This is a genomic window from Arthrobacter sp. MMS18-M83 (assembly GCF_026683955.1).
Lineage (GTDB): Bacteria > Actinomycetota > Actinomycetes > Actinomycetales > Micrococcaceae > Arthrobacter.
Genome location: NZ_CP113343.1, coordinates 4,286,959 through 4,301,405 on the forward strand (window position 1 = coordinate 4,286,959; position 14,447 = coordinate 4,301,405).

The window sequence follows — 14,447 nt, forward strand, 5'->3', positions numbered from 1 at the left end:
GGGGCCTGCTACTTTCCCGGGGTGCTTGTCGGCAGGTTCTGCAGCAGCTCAGGCTGGCCAACGCACTTGCGTACGGCCTTGATCTTCGCTGCGGCAGGTGCCAAATCCGCAAGGACCGTGGCAGAGCTGATCTTGTTCGGGTCCATGAGGATTTCCGTGGCGGGCTCGCGCCCGTAGGTGGTCAGTGTCCACACCGGGTCGCCTTCCTTGATGACCCAATCGACGTCGTTCACTGTGACGCAGCGGTCCGTGGTGGGGCCAGGCACGTTGACGCCGCAACGCAGGATCAGCACAGAAGGGTCACCCCATGCGGCCGTTGCTTGGCTGTTGGTCTTCCGCAGGGCGGCATCGCCGATGGTGTCCGGAAGTGCCACCATCATGGGTGCGCAGGCCGCGTTCGCGGCATCAGCGGCAGGCTTGACGTCGACGACGGGGGAGCAGGCTGCCAGGCTAAGAACCGAAACCGCAGCGGCCGTCAGGGAGCAAAGGGCGCGGACGTACACGGCGGCTTTCGTTTGTTGCATTGATGAAGCCTATCGCGGCGGCGGCCACGCAGGGATCGGGGAGGGCACTCCCAGGATCGGCGCAGCTAAGGGAAGTCCCTTGGGCATACATAGAGTGAAATTTTGGGAGACTGCCTGCGAGGCTCAGGAGCGGAGGCCACGATATAGGGCATTATGACGTCTGACGCTGTCCCTCAGGGGTCCAGTGGTTCGACCTGTCCGGGTCTACCCGGTCGATGAGACGAATCGCCTGACAGCGTGCATGTCAGAAAACTGGGTAGAGAGAAAAATATGCGACCGCTCTTCCGTGCTGCTCCCGTCTTCGTTGCTGTGGTGCTGGCCGCTAACCTGCTGGCGACTCCTGCAACCGCCTCAGTTACGGGCCTTGTATCTCCGTCGTTGGTCCCGCAGATTCAGGCCCAGCCGGCCAGCGTCCCGCGAGTCTCGGCCCCGGTTGATCCGGCGCCGCCAAACGACGTCGTTCGAACACCCGGGTCGACGGGTTCCCCGACGCCGTCCGGTAAACAGGGCGCGCCGGTGGCCGCAGCGGATGCGATGGCCGCGCTGCCCACCGGAAAGATCCAGGCGACCGTGGTTACGGTCCAGCTCGCAGACAAGACGGCCGCGCAGACGGACAGCGCTGTGCCGATGGCTTCGGCACTGGCTGCGATCTCGTCAGCCGACGCCTATTGGTTAGCCATGACAAACAACAGAGTGGGCATCTCGGTGGTCGCGAGCACGGCACGCTTCCGCTCCTCGGCGCTTTCCACACAGCAGCCTGGCCAGATTGCCGATATTGTTTCCAGCGAACTCGGTTGGACCCAATCGGCGCAACGGGCCTTGGTGATCTTCATTCCCAGTAGCTTGAACAACGGCGCGGCGGGCATGACCTTCAGCAGCGGAACGATCGGCGGTAGGATTGTCATTCCGCAAATAAGTCCACTCACGAACCCCGTGCTAACCCACGAGTTCGGCCACACCTTGGGGCTGGATCACGCCAACAGCCTGCAGTGCGGCAGCGGCGTTTCGGACGTGGCGCCGGGCCCGTATTCCGGATTCGCCGATCCGAGCTGCAGCATCCGACCGTACGGCGACAGCCTCGACATCATGGGCATCTCGCGTTACTACGAAAAGCCGGCCATCAGCTCACCGAACTGGGACGCCTTCCAGCTCGGCCGCGGAGACGAGATTGTCGACGCCGGTGCCGTGAGCTCATCGCGAAGCTTCACCTTGTCACCGTGGGCCGGAAGCAGCGCTGCCCGGGCCGTCAAGTTCACGGACGCTGTTTCCGGGGAAGTGTACTACCTGGAGCTCCGCACACCGGTGGGCTTTGACTCGGCCGTTGCGATAGGGGGGAATCGAGGCGTCAAGGTTGTGCAGAGAGGTGGGGGAGCCAGCACGATTGAGCTGCCCTTCTCGACCCTTCCGTTTGCCGGGAATTACAACACCAAGGAGACTTGGCCGGCAGGATCCACCTTCACCACGCACGCCGGAACCACGGTGACGGTCGAGTCCCTGAGTGATAGTGCCGCGGTGGTGACTATTCGGCCTTACCGTCTTCCTGCTGTCGGCTACCTGGATGGAGCCACGCTGACGCGGTCGGCGGATAAGTTGGTCCTCAACGTCAATGGCTGGGCCTACGACGGCGCGAATCCCGCGCCTTCCTCCCCGGTTCATGTGTACATAACACCGCCGAACGGGGTTCAGGACAGCGGGCATGTAGTTACGGCCGACCTGCCGAGGCCGGATGTCAACCAGATCATGCAGGTGCCGGGCAATCATGGATTCTCCTCGAACTTTGAGTTCACGGTGGCAGGGACATTCAAGGTCTGCGTCTACGCCATTGGCAGCCAGGAAAATATCGGCCTGGGTTGTCGGGAACTGACCGTCGCAGGAACGCCTTCACCGATCGGGTATTTGGACAGCATCGCGGTGGTCCCCCAGGGATCCGGAGCTGCCATCAGGGCCGAAGGATGGACGCTTGATCCGGGGACTCCTGGTGCATCCATTCCGGTGCATCTCTATGTCACTGCGCCTGATGGGACCACCACTGGCTCTCCCTTCACGGCTAACGCTCCTTACCCGGGCGTGAATACCGTGATGCAGGTCCCAGGCGATCATGGCTTCAAGGTGGATCTTCCGATCAGCCAGCCTGGAAATTACAAGGTCTGTGCCTATGGCCTCGCGGTCAGTCTGCTGTCGGACGGTAACACCATGCTCGGTTGCAAAACACTCCAAGTGGACCTGGCCGCGCCGCCGGTCGGATACTTGGAGAGCGTGACGCCGGTTCGCAACGGCGGGTCGTCCGCAATCACTGCTGTGGGATGGACACTGGATCCGGGCACGCCTGCGGCTTCCATTCCGGTGCATCTGTATGTCACGGCGCCCGACGGGACCACCACCGGCTATCCGTTTACTGCGAATGTGCCGCGCTCGGATGTGAACGGGGTGATGCAGGTGCCAGGCGATCATGGCTTCAAAGTGAGCCTTCCGCTCAATCAGCCAGGAAGCTACAAGGTGTGTGCCTATGGTCTCGCCGTCAGTTTGTTGTCGGCCGGAAACACCATGCTCGGCTGCAAGACATTTCAAGTGATGGCTGCTGCGGCTCCGATCGGATACTTGGACAGCGTTACGGTCGCCTCCAGCGGCACGTCGTCCGTCATCGGCGCGCTGGGATGGACGCTGGATCCGGGCACGCCTGCCGCCTCTATTCCGGTGCACCTTTACGTCACGGCGCCTGACGGCACTACCACTGGCTATCCGTTTACTGCGAATGTGCCGCGCTCGGATGTGAACGGGGTGATGCAGGTGCCAGGCGACCATGGCTTCAAAATGAGCCTTCCCCTCAAGCAACCGGGAATCTACAAGGTTTGCGCCTATGGCCTCGCAGTCAGCCCTTTGTCGGCGGGCGACAGCATGCTCGGCTGCAAGTCTCTTCAGTACTAGCGGCCGCTTCCTCGTCATGCCCGTCACGCCACCTGAAGGGCCAGTCAAGCCCCGGCTGCAGCGGACGGGCCCTTCTTTGTCGGCGGTTCGCGATAGCGTAGAGCTGTGCCCATAGAACAACAGACTGTCGCTGAGCTCTCCGAAGGGGAGCTCCTCGCGCGTATTTTTCCGCGCCTGCACCACAGCAGCAGTGTGCTGCTCGGGCCGGGGGATGATGCCGCCGTCGTCGCCGCTCCCGATGGCCGGACCCTTGTTTCCATTGACACCCAGACCCAGGACCAGGACTTCCGCCTGGAATGGAACAACGGATACCGCACCACGGGATATGACGTCGGTTGGAAATCGGCGGCACAAAATCTCAGCGACATCAACGCGATGGGTGGTACGGCCGTGTCTCTCGTCGTGAGCCTGACCATGCCGCCCGGCACTCCTGTGCAGTGGGTTGAGGACTTTGCAGATGGGTTGACGGCCGGCATCGTCGGTCTGGGGGCTTCCGACTGTTCGGTTGCCGGGGGAGACTTGGGCCGTGGCAGTGAAATCGCCGTGACGGTCGCGGTCATAGGGACAATGCACGGGCTTCCCGCTGTGCTGCGTTCCGGTGCCCGGCCCGGGGATGTCCTGGCCCTTGCCGGAACTGTCGGCCGCGCTGCCGCCGGGTTGGCTCTCCTTGAAAGCACCATTTCCGTTGGTACGCTGGATCCCACCCAACGCGCACTCATGGACAGCCAGTGCCGGCCGCAGCCGCCGCTCACGGCAGGTCCAGTGGGTGCCAAAGCCGGAGCAACCGCCATGATGGATGTCTCCGATGGGCTGTTGCGCGACGGCGTCCGGCTCGCCGAGGCCAGTGGTGTCGCGCTCGATCTCGACCCCATAGCGCTCAAGGCTCTCGCCACCCCCTTGGAAGCTGCCTCGGCTCTCCTTGGCCTCGATCCCATGGACTGGATTCTCGGCGGTGGAGAGGACCACGGTCTGCTGGCGACTTTTCCAGCAAATGTTCAGCTACCTTCCGGCTTCACTGCGATAGGCTCGATCCAGGCCGTTGCCGAAGGGCAGCACAGCGGCGTCCGGATAGCGGGAATGCCCGCTGACACCGTGGGATGGGATCACTTTGCAGACTAAGATTGCCGCCAATGCGCACGCAATGAAACGGTGGCTGGGCAAGGCGGAGACTACGCTCGGGAATCACAGCGATCGCCTCAACGCCATCAACATCTTTCCTGTGGCAGATGGCGATACCGGCACCAACCTGTACCTCACTGTCCGCGCCGCTGCCGCGGCATTTGTTGATGGATCCGGTCGGGACGAACCAACAAACGACGTCGGCGCCGTTCTGGCCAGCGCAGGCCGGGCGGCCATGGAACAGGCGCGCGGGAACTCCGGAACACTCTTCGCTGTCTTTCTGTGTGCAGCGGCTGAGCCGCTCGCCGGCCACACCCGCCTCAGCGCGCCGCTGCTTGCCACCGCCCTGAACCGTGCCCAGATCCGGGCGTGGTCTGCCTTGAGCGAGCCTGTGCCGGGCACGATGCTCTCCGTTCTGGAGGCTGCTGCAAGGGCCGCGGGTGAATGCGATACCGCACACAATGGCGATGACAGCAACCAGGCACTAGGACTGGCCCTCGATGCCGCCGTGAATGCCGCGTTGGATGCAGTGGTACGCACCGAGGACCAGCTCGCCCCGCTGCATGCAGCCCATGTAGTGGACGCGGGCGGCGTGGGTATGTTGTTGATCCTCGACTGCTTGCGTTCGGCCGTGCTCGGCGAAGAACTCCAGGATGAGCTCTTGGACGGCCTCCACGGCTATGACCTGCAGGATCCGCACATCCATGCGGGAATGCCTGATGACGACGGCGTCGAAGTCATGTGCACCATTAGCCTTTCACCGCTGGCCGCCGCCACGCTGCGCCAGCGATTGGACGAACTTGGCGACTCCGTCATCATGAGTCAGGTGGGCAGCGCGAACCCTGTGGGCGGCCCGGCAGGACGGGACTACGCCGGGTACGACGACGATGATGACGATGACGCGGTAGAGACAAGCTACCGCTGGCGCGTGCATGTCCACGTACCAGACGCGGAACCTGCAGTCGCAATCATTCGCTCACTCGGCGACCCCACCGACATGTCCGTCAGCCAGCTGTCGATGCCGCGCGACCCTGGCCTCCCGGTGGGCCAGCACGGGCATGAATCCTGAGCTCCAGCTTCCGCTCGAACGAAGGATTGGCAAACGCTCCGCCTCCGTCATCGAGAAGCACCTCGGCCTGGACACTGTCGGGGAGCTGCTGAACTATTTTCCCCGCCGCTACCTGAGCCGCGGGGAGCTGACCCCCATCAGTAAACTGCCGCTGGATGAAGAAGCCACCCTTATCGCCAGGGTGCTGTCCAACTCCACCCGGCAGATGCGGGCAAGGCGCGGATCGTTGACCGACGTGGTGGTCACTGACGAGGCCGGCGGCGAGCAGATTCCCGGAACCCTGAAGATCAGTTTTTTCAACGGCTTCCGCGCCCGCAGCGAACTCCAGCCGGGGCGCCGCGTCATGTTCTCCGGCAAGGTCAGCCGCTATGGCGGATCCTTGGGCATGACCAATCCGGACTTCATGTTGCTGGACGAGGACCCCGAGTTGGCCGGTTCCGTTGATCCGGAGAAGCTCGCGGCAATGCCCATCCCCGTCTATCCCGCCACAGCGAAGCTCACCAGCTGGTCCATCCACAAGGTGATCACCACCCTCCTGGACACTATCGATGTGGACAGCATCGAAGATCCACTCCCTTCGGAAATTGCCTTCCGGGAGAATTTCCTCGAGGTCGGGCAGGCGTATCGGCTGATCCATTCGCCGGAAACGGCAGCGGACTGGCAGCGTGCCCGGGACCGGTTCCGCTATCAGGAAGCCTTGGTGCTGCAGACCGCGCTGGCACGGCGTCGGGCCCAACTGGCGGCAGAAGAGGCCACCGCGCGGCGACCGTCGCCCGATGGCATCCTTGCCTCCTTCGACCGGCAGTTGCCGTTCACGCTGACCGCCGGCCAGTCCGCCGTCGGGAAGACGCTTTCCCAGGAGCTGGCACTGGACTCGCCGATGAACCGGCTGCTGCAGGGTGAAGTCGGGTCGGGAAAGACGATTGTGGCCTTGCGCGCAATGCTGCAGGTGGTGGATGCCGGCGGACAGGCGGCGTTGCTTGCCCCCACCGAGGTCCTCGCGGCACAGCATTTCGATTCCATTCGGAGGACCCTGGGTCCGCTGGCCCGCGACGGTCTGTTCGGCGGTGCAGGAGTGCTGGGCGGGGCCGGATTGTTGGACAGAGACCCCGGGATCGGCCCGGGATCGGTCCAGGTCACGTTGCTGACAGGCTCCATGCCTACGGCCGTCCGCAAGCAGGCCATGTTGGACGCCGCGTCGGGAAATGCCGGCATTGTGATCGGTACCCACGCATTGCTGAGCGACAAGACCTCCTTCCAGGACCTCGGGCTGATCGTTGTCGATGAGCAGCACCGGTTCGGCGTGGAGCAGCGGGATGCGCTCCGCGCCAAGGCGAACAGGCCGCCCCACCTGTTGGTAATGACCGCCACTCCGATTCCGCGCACCGTTGCCATGACGGTCTTCGGCGACCTCGAGACGTCGGTGCTCGACGAACTTCCCGCAGGCCGGGCACCGATCTCCACCCACGTGGTGGGGCTCGCGGAAAACCCGGGCTGGGCGGCGCGGATCTGGAAGCGCTCGCGGGAAGAGATCGACGCCGGGCATCAGGTGTACGTAGTGTGCCCCAAGATCGGAGAGGACGACGACGGCGATTTCAGCCCCGGCGAAGCGGAACCAAGCGACGCCGAACTTTCGGACGAGGGTCCCGCTCGCGAACTCGCCTCGGTGACCGCCGTCGTCGATACACTCAGCCAGGAACCCGCCTTGCGCGGCGTCCGGGTGGAACCCCTTCACGGACGACAGGACCCGGCGCTCAAGTCTGAAACCATGGCCTCGTTTACTGCCAACCAGACCCAGCTGCTGGTGTCCACCACGGTCATCGAGGTCGGCGTGGACGTCCGTAACGCCACCCTCATGGTGATCCTGGACGCTGACCGCTTCGGCATTTCGCAACTTCACCAGTTGCGCGGGCGGGTAGGCCGGGGCGGTCTGCCCGGCACCTGCTTGTTGGTCACCACGCTCGAGCCCGGCCATCCAAGCCGTAGGCGCTTGGACGCCGTTGCGTCCACCACCGACGGTTTCTTGCTTTCCCAGGAAGACCTCAAATTGCGTCGCGAAGGTGACATCCTGGGTGCTTCGCAATCCGGTGGGCGCTCCACCCTCAAACTGTTGCGGGTCTTGGAGCATGAAGATGTGATCGCCCGTGCCCGCACCGATGCCCAGCAACTCGTGGCCAAGGATCCAGGGCTGCAAGGCCAACAAGCACTCGCCGCGGCAATCGACGAATATCTCAACCCCGAAAAGGAGGCGTTCCTTGAACGCGGCTAAGGAATCCATGCCCGGCGGTACCCCTGGGTGCAACGCCTCGGGAGAATGCCCGTGAGCCGGATCATTGCCGGCGTGGTGGGCGGCAACCCGTTGGTCAGCGTTCCGGGAAATGCCACCCGGCCCACGACGGACCGCGTCAAGGAGGCCTTGTTCTCGCGGCTCGAGGCGCTCGACGCCATCGACGATGCCCGCGTCCTTGACCTTTATGCCGGCTCGGGTTCACTCGGTATCGAAGCTGCCAGCCGAGGCGCCCGCACGGCCGAACTCGTGGAGTTTGATGCCCGCGCGTCCGAAGTCTGCCAGCGAAACGCCGATATGGCCAACCAAGTGCTGGGACGCAGGACGGTCTCCGTCCACCGTTCCAAGGTGGAGTCTTTCCTGGAGCGCGCCGCGGACGACGCCCTGTGGGACTTGGTCTTCCTGGACCCGCCGTACCCCTTGGACGAGCCCTCCCTCAAGGCGGTCCTCGCCAAGCTTGCCTTCCACCTGGACGAGGGCGCCGCCGTCGTCGTCGAACGTTCCTCGCGTTCTCCGGAACCGGACTGGCCGGACACCCTCGAACGGTTCGCCGACAAGAAGTACGGCGAAACGAAGCTCTGGTTCGCCGAACCCGTCTAGAACCGCCTTAGCCGGATATCCGGCACTAGCCCGAAAGGCGGCGCTAGCCCGAAAGTCGGTCCAGCTCGACTCCGCTCAGCACGGCCGCGGGGTGCGGTCCACGGGCCAAAAGCTCTGCTGTCCACGCGGCTGGCCATGGCCAGCGCGTTCCCACGAGGATGATGTTGCCGGGATACCGGCCGGTGAACATGCCACTCTCGGCGAAGGCTGCAACATCGGGAATCGCCTCGCGCATCGCAGCGACCTGGCTCCGCACCAAGGTCAATGCCGCTTCATCGCCGACGTTGACAATGAGCACGCCGTCCGGCCGGAGCCGCGCGGCGGCTTCCTCGTAGAACTCCCTGCAGGCAATATGGGCCGGAGCTTCGGGACCGGAGAAGATGTCCAGGATCACGACGTCGAACCCGAGTTCCCGGGGCAGCTCCGCGAGGGTTTCACGCGCGTCGCCGATGTGCGTGGCCAAGCGGGTACCGTCCGGCAGGGGCAGTTTTTGGAGCACGAAATCCAGTAGCTCGCGTTCGAGTTCGACGGCGTGCTGCTCCGAACCGGGCCTCGTCGCCTCGATGTACCGGGCCAGGGTGAGGCCCCCGGCACCGAGGTGAAGGGCCGTGATAGCTTGCCCGCCAGGCGCGGCTAGATCCACCAAATGGCCGATCCTGCGCAAGTATTCGTAGAGGATCTCCGCGGGATCCACGAGATTGACATGGGACTGCTCGGCCTCGCCGATTCGCAAGATGTAGGCGCCGGCAATCAACGGGTCGGCTTCGATCGCGGCATGCTGACCAGTGGCCCGTAGGAACCGCCGTCCCTCGTGAGCTTGCTCGGTAGGCACAGTTAGAGCTTATTCCGCAGGGTGGCCAGCCTTGCGGCGGCTTCTTCGAGTACCTCGGTCTTCTTGCAGAAGGCGAACCGAAGGAGGCTGCGGGTCCGCTCCGCGCCTTCGGGGTGGCAGAACACCGGGACGGGGATGGCGGCCACCCCAACAAGCGACGGAAGCCGCCGCGCCAAGTCGACGGAGTCGTCGATACCCAGCGGTGCGGTGTCCACGTTGATGAAGTATGTACCCCGCGGGGTGTAGACGCCGAAGCCAGCGGCCCGCAGGCCCTCGGCCAGGATGTCCCGCTTGTGCTGGAGAGTGGAGGCGATGGCTGTATAAAACTCGTGCGGCAAGGCCAGGCCCACGGCTATCGCGCTCTGGAAAGGAGTGCCGGAACTGTAGCTGAGGAATTGCTTGACGGTGCGGATCGCTGCGACGAGGTGTTCAGGACCACTGAGCCAGCCGATCTTCCAGCCCGTGAAGGAGAACGTCTTTCCGGCCGAGGAAATGGTCACGCATCGTTCAGCGGCACCTGGGATGCTTGCGACCGGAATGTGCTGCACACCGAAAGTCAGGTGTTCATAGACTTCGTCGCTGAGGATTACGGCGTCGTATTTCCGGGCGAGTTCGACCACGCGTTCCAGCACCTCGCGCGGGAAGACCGCACCGGTGGGATTGTGCGGGTTGTTGAGGAGCACAACCTTGGTGCGCTCACTGAAGGCCGTTTCCAGGGCGTCCAGGTCCGGGAGGAAATCGGGTGCGAGCAAGGGGGCGGTCACATGCTTGGCGCCGGCGAGCCCGATGATGGCGCCATAAGAGTCATAGAACGGTTCGAAGGTCAGGACCTCATCGCCGGGCTCGATGAATGCGAGCAATGACGCGGCGATGGCCTCCGTGGCCCCGGTGGTCACGATGACCTCGGTCTGCGGGTCCGGAGTCAGTCCGTAGAAGCGTGCCTGGTGTGCGGAGATGGCCTCACGAAGTTCAGGGATGCCTTTGCCCGGTGCGTACTGGTTTGCCCCCGCCGAGATGGCTGCCTGTGCCGCTGCCTTGATTTCCGCGGGACCGTCCTCGTCCGGGAATCCTTGGCCAAGGTTGATGGCCCCGGTCGATATTGCCAGGGTCGTCATCTCCTCGAAGATGGTCACGCCCAGGCTGCCGTCAGCGGAAAGCAGGTTGGCGCCGCTTGCGGCCCGTTGCCACGGGGCAGTGCCGGTAGCCTGCTGCCAGGGGGCGCCGGGGGTGTTCGCGCTGAGAGGGGCCGGGCTCGTCACTGTATGTTGCCTTCCTGGAGTGATGGCTTCCGGCTCGTCCGGGCCAGCATGTCAGCCATGCTATCGCCATAGTGCCTACGGCCCTGGATACGGTAGGTTCGAACCATGAGACGCGCTGTGTGCCCTGGCTCCTTTGACCCTATCCACAACGGACACTTGGAAGTCATCGCGAGGGCCGCTGGCCTGTTCGACGAAGTGGTCGTGGCAGTGTCCACCAACTACGCGAAGAAGTACCGCTTCAGCCTCGAAGAACGCATGGAGATGGCGCGGCAGACCCTGGCGTCGCTCCGCGGGATCATCGTGGAGCCCATGGGGGAGGGCCTGTTGGCTGAGTATTGTAGACATCGGGGGATTTCAGCGATCGTGAAGGGTTTGCGTTCGTCTTCGGATTTTGACTATGAACTCCCCATGGCCACCATGAATCGCCAGCTATCCGGCGTCGAGACGGTTTTCCTTCCGGCGGAAGCCCATTACCTGCATTTGTCCTCCACCCTGATCAAAGAGATTGCCGTTCTGGGCGGCGATGTCTCCGATTTCGTGCCCAAGTCCGTCCTTAAGAGGCTCCTGGCTGGCGAGTCGTCTGCAGAGTAGCCTCGCAGCGGGTAAGCTGGATCGGTACCTCGGGGCAGAACGCGATGATATTGACCCGGTTTGAGTCCGTTCACGCGTTCAGGCTAAGATGGTACGTCGGTCATATGTTCTACAGGAGTTCTCATTAAGCGAGATGCAAGTTCGCCTTTGACGCTGGACGTCAAGGACCTCGGACGTAGTCCAGGAAGCATGCGGACGCTCACTGAACATGTACCCGCGCCAAGTGACCTTGGTGTGGCACTCATTGGCGTTCAGGAAGGCTCGGATATCGAGCTCGACCTGAGGCTTGAGGCCGTACACGAAGGAATTCTGGTATCTGGAACCGTATTCGCTGAAGTCAAGGGCGAATGCGGACGATGCCTGGATCCCCTTGCGTATGACCTTGAGGTCAATGTGCAAGAACTTTTCTTCTATGAAGGCATTGAGCTTTCGGACGAAGAAGACGATGAAGAGCAACGTCGAGTCGAGCACGATCTGATCGATCTTGAGCCGGTGTTGCGGGACGCAGTTGTAACTATGCTGCCGTTCCAGCCGGTGTGCCGGGAAGACTGCCAGGGCCTCTGCTCCGATTGCGGAGTGCGTCTGGAAGACGAGCCGGGGCACCACCACGAGGTCCTGGATCCTCGCTGGGCTGCCCTAGCTGAACTGGCTAAGTCTGACCGGCAAACTGATTAGTAAGTGTTGACTAAGAGAGAAATGAGATAGCCGTGGCTGTTCCCAAGCGGAAAATGTCTCGCGCGAATACACGCGCCCGCCGTGCCCAGTGGAAGGCAACTGCCCCCAACCTGGTCAAGACCATCGAAAACGGCCAGGTTGTTTACAGCCTGCCGCACCAGGCAAAGGTCGTTACCGACTCTGCCGGCACTGCGCTGTTCCTTGAATACAAGGGACGCAAGGTCGCAGACGTCTAAATCCGCCACACAGGCTGACAAAGGATGTCTTCAACTGAAGAGCTTCTGAAGCGTCTCGGTGTCTTTATTGACGCCGAGACGCTTCGTCTTGCTCTAACACATCGTTCATACGCGTATGAAAACGGCGGGATTCCCACCAACGAGCGCCTCGAATTCCTCGGCGACTCCATTCTGGGCTTCTCCGTGACCGATTCCCTGTACCGGGACAACCCGGCACTGCCGGAGGGCGAGCTCGCCAAGCGACGCTCCGCCGTCGTCAGCACCCGCGCCTTGGCAGGTATTGGCCGGGACCTTGGGATCGGCGAATACATCTACCTCGGGCAGGGCGAAAGACTCACCGACGGTAAGAACAAGTCCTCAATTCTTGCGGACACCATGGAGGCGCTCATCGGCGCAACCTACTTGTCCAACGACATCGAGACGGCACGCGCGCTGGTCATGCGACTCGTTGGTCCGTTGCTGAAGGACGCCGCAGCCCTCGGGGCCGGCACTGACTGGAAGACCAGCATGCAGGAGCTTGCCGCGAGCCGCCAGCTCGGATCCATCTATTATGCGGTGGAGGGCTCCGGTCCGGACCACGCGCGCTCCTTTGAGGCAGTGCTGCAGATCGGCGGTACCGCTTACGGCAAGGGCTCGGGCCATTCCAAGAAGGAAGCCGAGCAAGAGGCTGCCGCAGATGCGTGGCGCGCCCTGAACAGCAAGGTCAATCCGGGCAGCAAGATCGCGACCGGCAAGGCTGACGCCCCGGCGGATTCCGCGCACGGCGCCTGAGTACCATGCCGGAACTCCCCGAAGTCGAAGTGGTACGCCGCGGTTTGGCGCGCTGGGTGCGGGGCCGGTCCATCACGTCCGTGGACGTCCTGGACCCGCGCTCCATCCGCCGCCACGCGCTGGGCACGGAAGACTTCGTCGGCAACCTGGAGCACGCCACGGTTTTGGACGTCGTCCGTCGGGGTAAGTTCCTCTGGATGCCCTTGCAGGCCGAAGGGCCCCGCGGCGCCGATGGTGCCCGCAGTACCGATGCAGATCGGCTGCCGGGTGTCGCGCTCATGGCGCACCTTGGGATGAGCGGCCAGTTGCTCATGCAGGATCCCGGCGTTCCGGACGAGAAGCACCTCAAAGTCCGCATCAACCTGAGCCAGTCCGACGGCATGCCCGAGCAATTGCGGTTTGTGGACCAGCGGATCTTCGGCGGACTGTTCGTCACCTCCCTTGTGCCAACGCCCGACGGCGGTCCCGGCGGCGAGGGCGAGGCGCCCCTTCCGGAAATTGCCGAAGAAGCCTCCCACATTGCCCGCGATCCGCTGGATCCCCACTTCTCCTTTGACGACTTCTACCGCAAGGTCAAAGCCCGCAAGACCGGGCTCAAACGTGCGCTGTTGGACCAGGGCGTCATTTCCGGGATAGGCAACATCTACGCCGACGAAGCCCTCTGGCGGGCCAAACTCCACTATGCCAGGCCGACGGACACCCTCCGGCGGGCCGACGCCATGCGGATTGTGGATGCTGCCCGGGAAGTCATGATGGACGCCCTGGCAGCTGGCGGTACGAGCTTTGATTCGCTCTATGTCAACGTCAACGGTGATTCCGGATACTTTGCCCGATCCCTCGATGCCTATGGGCGGGCCGGCGAACCCTGCAGGCGCTGCGCCGCTGCCGGGCTGGCGGGTGTGATCAAACGCGAGCAGTTCATGAACCGGTCCTCCTACACGTGCCCCGTCTGTCAGCCGAAGCCGCGCAACGGCCGCTGGTAGCACTTTTCGCCTGGAAATCCCCGCCGTTTCCATTGCCGGGCCACGGTGGCAGACTGTGGGCATGAGAGCCTGGGTCATCCGGATAGGCATTGCACTTGTCTTCAATGCCATCACCTTCTGGGCGGCTTCCATCCTCCCTGGAGTACGGCTGGGTGGGGGATTCCTCTGGGCTGTCGTGGTCTTCACCGCGGCCACGCTGCTGATCAAGCCCGGCATGACTGCCTTGATCGCGATCGGCGGCGCCAGTCTCCTTTCCCGCTCAAGGCGTTCGGGAAAGCTCCTGAGCGCCGCAGCCGGCCTGTTGGCAACCCTCGGCATCCTGATTGTCACCAGCATCTTCTCCAGCGGCTTCCAGATCAACGGAATCGCGGGCTGGGTTGCGGCTACCGTGGTGATTTGGCTGGCCTCCTTGATCTACAACTTCGTGGACGACGGCCTTGAGGCCAGGGTCACGGCGTTGATCGGGCGTGCCGGGATCAGTCGAAGGCGACAGCCCTGAACGTGCCGCGGGAGCTACGGCCGCCGGATATCAAGGGTACGTCCCGCAAATCCGGGGATTTCCGCCGTCGGGCAGTA

14 protein-coding genes are annotated in these 14,447 nt (G+C 63.3%); 11 read left to right on the forward strand and 3 right to left on the reverse strand.

The genetic code is table 11. The features are described from left to right. Window positions 1-8: 8 nt before the first annotated feature. Window positions 9-524, reverse strand: coding sequence for a DUF3515 family protein (locus OW521_RS20235; RefSeq protein ID WP_268021312.1), 516 nt, complete (start codon window positions 522-524; stop codon window positions 9-11). Window positions 525-794: 270 nt separating this feature from the next. Between OW521_RS20235 and OW521_RS20240 the strand changes: the two genes are divergently transcribed. The 5 genes from OW521_RS20240 (at window position 795) to rsmD (ending at window position 8,524) form a co-directional block, all read left to right on the forward strand. Further along, entirely contained in the window at window positions 795-3,449 is a 2,655-nt protein-coding gene (locus OW521_RS20240; protein ID WP_268021313.1) for a hypothetical protein, read from the forward strand. A gap of 105 nt (window positions 3,450-3,554) precedes the next feature. After that, window positions 3,555-4,568, forward strand: a complete 1,014-nt coding sequence (gene thiL / locus OW521_RS20245) for a thiamine-phosphate kinase (RefSeq protein ID WP_268021314.1) — start codon at window positions 3,555-3,557, stop codon at window positions 4,566-4,568. A gap of 22 nt (window positions 4,569-4,590) precedes the next feature. After that, window positions 4,591-5,637 carry a DAK2 domain-containing protein gene (locus OW521_RS20250; protein ID WP_268021315.1) on the forward strand — a complete coding sequence of 349 codons (1,047 nt, stop codon included), beginning with the start codon at window positions 4,591-4,593 and terminating at the stop codon, window positions 5,635-5,637. Beyond that, on the forward strand, window positions 5,627-7,906 hold the full coding sequence (locus OW521_RS20255; protein WP_268021316.1) for an ATP-dependent DNA helicase RecG: 2,280 nt from the start codon (window positions 5,627-5,629) through the stop codon (window positions 7,904-7,906). Before OW521_RS20250 ends, OW521_RS20255 begins: the two co-directional genes overlap by 11 nt. 51 nt (window positions 7,907-7,957) lie before the next feature. Next, window positions 7,958-8,524 carry a 16S rRNA (guanine(966)-N(2))-methyltransferase RsmD gene (rsmD, locus tag OW521_RS20260; protein WP_268021317.1) on the forward strand — a complete coding sequence of 189 codons (567 nt, stop codon included), beginning with the start codon at window positions 7,958-7,960 and terminating at the stop codon, window positions 8,522-8,524. 43 nt (window positions 8,525-8,567) lie between these two features. Here rsmD and OW521_RS20265 read toward each other — a convergent pair whose 3' ends face one another. Continuing rightward, window positions 8,568-9,356, reverse strand: a complete 789-nt coding sequence (locus tag OW521_RS20265) for a spermidine synthase (RefSeq protein WP_268021318.1) — start codon at window positions 9,354-9,356, stop codon at window positions 8,568-8,570. A gap of 2 nt (window positions 9,357-9,358) precedes the next feature. Further along, a complete protein-coding gene (locus tag OW521_RS20270) occupies window positions 9,359-10,615 on the reverse strand; it encodes an aminotransferase class I/II-fold pyridoxal phosphate-dependent enzyme (RefSeq protein ID WP_268021319.1) in 1,257 nt (418 codons plus the stop codon). 105 nt (window positions 10,616-10,720) lie between these two features. Between OW521_RS20270 and coaD the strand changes: the two genes are divergently transcribed. The 6 genes from coaD to OW521_RS20300 all read left to right on the forward strand — a co-directional run bounded on the left by coaD (window position 10,721) and on the right by OW521_RS20300 (window position 14,370). Then, the gene (gene coaD, locus OW521_RS20275) at window positions 10,721-11,206 is read left to right on the forward strand and encodes a pantetheine-phosphate adenylyltransferase (RefSeq protein ID WP_268021320.1); all 486 of its coding nucleotides are present in this window, start codon (window positions 10,721-10,723) and stop codon (window positions 11,204-11,206) included. Between the two features lie 147 nt (window positions 11,207-11,353). Then, on the forward strand, window positions 11,354-11,881 hold the full coding sequence (locus OW521_RS20280) for a YceD family protein (protein ID WP_268021321.1): 528 nt from the start codon (window positions 11,354-11,356) through the stop codon (window positions 11,879-11,881). Window positions 11,882-11,913: 32 nt separating this feature from the next. Then, entirely contained in the window at window positions 11,914-12,117 is a 204-nt protein-coding gene (gene rpmF / locus OW521_RS20285; RefSeq protein ID WP_028264646.1) for a 50S ribosomal protein L32, read from the forward strand. A 24-nt stretch (window positions 12,118-12,141) separates the two neighbouring features. After that, window positions 12,142-12,888, forward strand: coding sequence for a ribonuclease III (rnc, locus tag OW521_RS20290; protein WP_268021322.1), 747 nt, complete (start codon window positions 12,142-12,144; stop codon window positions 12,886-12,888). Window positions 12,889-12,893: 5 nt separating this feature from the next. Next, window positions 12,894-13,871, forward strand: a complete 978-nt coding sequence (mutM, locus tag OW521_RS20295) for a bifunctional DNA-formamidopyrimidine glycosylase/DNA-(apurinic or apyrimidinic site) lyase (protein ID WP_268021323.1) — start codon at window positions 12,894-12,896, stop codon at window positions 13,869-13,871. 61 nt (window positions 13,872-13,932) lie between these two features. Beyond that, a complete protein-coding gene (locus OW521_RS20300) occupies window positions 13,933-14,370 on the forward strand; it encodes a hypothetical protein (RefSeq protein WP_268021324.1) in 438 nt (145 codons plus the stop codon). Window positions 14,371-14,447: the final 77 nt, after the last annotated feature.